Origin of the sequence: uncultured Desulfovibrio sp. (assembly GCF_944324525.1) — a bacterium.
Taxonomy (GTDB): Bacteria; Desulfobacterota; Desulfovibrionia; order Desulfovibrionales; family Desulfovibrionaceae; genus Desulfovibrio.
Map to the genome: position 1 here is coordinate 1 of NZ_CALUWS010000088.1, position 4015 is coordinate 4015.

Annotated in this window: 3 protein-coding genes; all 3 read left to right on the top strand. The window is 64.1% G+C overall.

The window, feature by feature from the left end; genetic code table 11:
• Positions 1–437: 437 nt before the first annotated feature.
• The 3 genes from Q0K12_RS12340 (at position 438) to Q0K12_RS12350 (ending at position 3590) form a co-directional block, all read left to right on the top strand.
• Positions 438–1565 carry a peptidyl-prolyl cis-trans isomerase gene (locus Q0K12_RS12340; protein ID WP_297263271.1) on the top strand — a complete coding sequence of 376 codons (1128 nt, stop codon included), beginning with the start codon at positions 438–440 and terminating at the stop codon, positions 1563–1565.
• A gap of 105 nt (positions 1566–1670) precedes the next feature.
• Positions 1671–2609, top strand: coding sequence for a SurA N-terminal domain-containing protein (locus tag Q0K12_RS12345; RefSeq protein WP_297263272.1), 939 nt, complete (start codon positions 1671–1673; stop codon positions 2607–2609).
• A gap of 18 nt (positions 2610–2627) precedes the next feature.
• Positions 2628–3590 carry a helix-turn-helix domain-containing protein gene (locus Q0K12_RS12350; RefSeq protein WP_297263273.1) on the top strand — a complete coding sequence of 321 codons (963 nt, stop codon included), beginning with the start codon at positions 2628–2630 and terminating at the stop codon, positions 3588–3590.
• Positions 3591–4015 lie beyond the last annotated feature (425 nt).

Sequence of the window (4015 nt, forward strand, 5' to 3'; positions counted from 1 at the left end):
GATGCCCGTAAGGCTCCTGCGTCACCTAACGGGCACGGCCCTGCGGGCCGCCTTTCGGTCGCGCTCTGCTGTCGATGCCTGTTGGGGGGAAGGGGAACCCCTCCGCCGGCGCGGGAGGGCCCAGCCTTTTCGCAGCGGAGCGAGAAAAGGCGTTCTCGCCATCCTTCCCCCCAAGCCCCCCATCCCTTCCCCAGTGCGCTTTTATTCGGGGAAAGAGCCGGGGACGCAAGGTGACTCTCGCCCCCAAAGCAAGCGGAGCGTGTACAGGTTATTTGCTTTATCTAGTGAGATTATGTTAAAATTTGTATTGGCAGACCCTAACAGGCACGGCCCTGCGGGCCGTCCTTCGGTCGCCTCCCGCGCAGGCGGAGGGGGTCCCCTTCCCCCCAAACAAACAGCGAACAGTGTTAACAGGCCCTAGCCGCAGAGAGGAAGCCATGTTCCGTCGTGCCATTTCCCCCGATCATCCCAGCGGCAGGCAGCAGCCGCCGCTGCTCCTGTGCTGTCTGCTGCTTTTGAGCTGCCTGCTGACGGCCTCATGTGTGGAAAGCAGCCTGCCGGACGGGGCCGTGGCCAGCGTCAACGGCAAGACCATCACCCTGCGTCTGGTGCAAGCCCTCATGGACAGCCGCTCCGTGGATATGGGCGCGCTGGAGGTCAGCACGCCGGAAAGCATGAAAAACCAGTACGGCGAGGCGCTGGGAACGCTCATCATCGCCTGTCTTGCCGAAGAGGAACTTGCCGAGCGCGGGCAGTCCGTCAGCGAAGAGACCGTCAGCCGCGAGGAAAAACTCATCCGCGAAGACTACGAAGATGAGGATCTGAACGCCTATCTGGAGCGGGAGGCGCTCGACTATGACGACTGGCGTCAGCTGCTGCGGGTGCATCTGACCATGCAGGCCTTCGAGCGGCTGGTGCTCCTGCCGGGCATACGTATCAGCGTGGACGAGGTGCGCGCCTACCATGCGGCCAATAAAGAGCGTTTCCATGTGCCGGAGCATATGATGCTCTGTTTTCTGGCCGGTGAGGACAAGGCGCATCTGGAAGCCTACTGCCGCCGTTTCCCCACCGGGCGGGACAATGTGCCCGACGGCCTGCGCGTGCAGTGCCTGGATATGGAAGAGTCCGAGCTGCCCCAGCCGGAACGCAAGGAAGTGGCTGCCATAGACGAGGGCAAGTGCGGCAAGATCCGTGAGGTGGACGGAAGTTTCCGCGCCTTTGGCGTGGTGGTGCGCCACAAGGGCGGGGTGCAGCCCGCTGCCGCCGTGTATCCCTTCATCGAAGGAGCCCTGCGTGAGCAGAAGCTGCGGATCGCCTTCAGCCAATGGCTGGAGCGGCGATTGGCGAACGCGGATATCCGGGTGGCCGCCGCCCTGCGTCCGGTGCTGGAAGACATGGCCCGCCGCTCTCGCGAGCGTGAGGCGCGCAAGGCCGCTCCGGCGGCTGATGGTGCGGCGCAGTCTCCGCAGGAGGAAGCCTCTCCCGCGGCCACGTCCGAGGAGGCCGAAGCGGCGAAGGCGGACGACGCCGCAAAAACCGCAAGGACGCCGGGGGGATCCTCCTGATCAGGCCTTGTCCGGCGGGCAGGAGGGCGGGGTGCCCATTGCCTTTTGCGCGGATTGCGGCTATTGGCAGAGAATTCAGTCCATACCGTGTAGGGGAGAACCTTCGTGAAAAATATTCTTCTGTTCCTGTTGTGTCTGCTGGTCATGGCGACCTGTGCGGAGGCCGCCCAGCTCAATAACGTGGCTGCCGTGGTCAACGGCAAGGTCATCACCATGTTCGACCTGCAGAAGGCCGCCCTGCCGGATCTGGCGCGCGCCCGCCTCAATCCCAAAGATCCCAAACAGAGCAAGAAGGTCAATGAGGTGCTGCGCAAGGCGCTGGATAACCTCATCATCAATATGCTGGTGGAGCAGGAGGCCAAACGGCTCGGCGTGACGGTCTCGGACAGCGAGGTGGACCAGGAGCTCATCAACATCATGAAGGAGCGCCGCCTGACCAGCGACCAGTTCGAGGCGCAGCTCAAGCGGCAGGGGCTTTCCCTTGCCGAACTGCGCGAGACCTTCAAGAGCAACATCATGCGGCAGAAGATCATGGGGATGCAGGTCGGCCGCAAGGTGGTCGTGACGCCGGAAGAGGTCAAGGCCTACTACGACAAGCACAAGAACGAACTGTTTTTGCGCGACGGCCTGCACATGGGCCTGCTTGTCTATCATCCCAACACCAATGCAAGCAGCATCGCCGCGCAGATCAAGTCCGGCAAACTGAGCTTCGCCGAAGCGGCGCGCAAGTATTCCGTGGGCCCCAACAAGGAAAAGGGCGGCGACATGGGCCCCGTGGAGTGGGACAAGCTCAACCCCGAATGGTCTGAACGGCTGAACAGCATGCGTCCCGGCGACGTGACGCCCCTGTTCAATATCCAGAAGAACATCAAGGCGCAGGTGATGCTGTTCCGTCCCGGCGCCACCGGCCCCGACAAGCCGCTGACCCTGGAAGAGGCCACGCCCCAGATCGACGCCATCCTCCGTCAACCCAAGGCTATGGAACGTTTTGAGGATTACGTCGGTCAGCTGCGCAGCCGCGCCGTCATCGACATCCGGCTGTAGCGGCAGAGAGGAACGAACATGAATCTGGAAGAACTGGGCGCGGCCCTCAAGGCCGAGCGTGAGCGGCGGGGCCTCGGCATCGAAGATGTGGCCAATACGCTCAAGATCGGCGCGCGGCAGCTGCGTGCCCTGGAAGAGGCTGATTTGGCATCCCTGCCGCATGTGGCCTATACCCGCGGCTTCATCCGTTCCTACGCGACCTTCCTCGGGCTTTCGCAGGCCGAGATCGAAGATGTGCTGCACTGCCTTGCGCCGCAGGAAAACATCGTGGCGTCCCAGGCCGTCTACACGCCCGCCGAAGAAAGCGGCAACGCGGCTGCGGGCAGACTGTTCTCCCTGATCATCGTGCTGGTCATCCTCGTGGGAGGCGGTTATTTCCTCTGGAACAGCGGTCTCATCCAAAAGGGGATGGATATGCTGGGCGGCGTCAGTACGGATGCCCCCAAGGTGGCAAAGCCCTCCGGTCTGCCGGAAGAAGATACGGCGGCTGACGTGGAGGCCGGCAACAAGCAGGAGGAGCGCGAAGCTCCGCGCGAAACGCCGCAGACTGCCGCTCCGCAAGCCGCGGCTCCGGCTGCGCCGTCCGCAGCGCCCAGCGCGCCCGCCGCGCAGACGGAAACTCCGGCCGCCGCGAGCGCTCCGGCCGCCCCCGCCACTGCCGCAAGCACACCGGCTCCCTCCGCGACCGCCGCCCCCGAAAAGGCCGAAGCCGAAGAGGCCGCCGGCGACGTGCAGCCCGGGCAGCACAAGGTCATCATCATCGCCACCGAAGAATGCTGGATCCACTCCAGCGCCGACAAGACCGACGTCCGACAGTTCTCGCTCAGCAAGGGCGATACCTTCGCCCTGACCTTCAGTACCCGCCTCGAGCTCAAGCTCGGCAATGCCGGCGGCGTCCGCATCCGCTACGACGGCAAGGAAATGCCGCCCGCCGGCACGTCGGGCCAGGTCCGCAGTCTCGTTTTCCCGCCCCAGAACTAGGGGGGAGAGGGCTTTTTGACACGGGGGAGGCGGGGCGCTTTTTTTTTTTTTTTTTGGGGGGGGGGGGGGGGCGCGGTCTCTACGTGGGTGGGGGGCGGAGGGGGGGGGTGTCGGTCGGGGGGGTTTTTGCCCCGGGGGGGGGGGGGGAGTGTTTGAAAAAAGCGCCCCGCCTCCCCCGTACCCCCTCCACCCCGCAAAAACGTTTACTTTGGAGCGGGCGCAGGTCCCCGCCGTTGTCCCGCAGGACAGTCTGCTCCGTCAGGCCTCATCTTTTTTCGTGCTGTCGGGGGACGGCGGAGCAGGGGAGGGCTGTGGGAGCGGCGTGCCCCATCAGCGACCGTGGCAAACGTTTTTGAAGGGTTGGGGGTGTGGGGGAACGCGGCGTCAAAGCTTTTCAAAAAATCCGAAAGGCCCGAAGGTGGAGC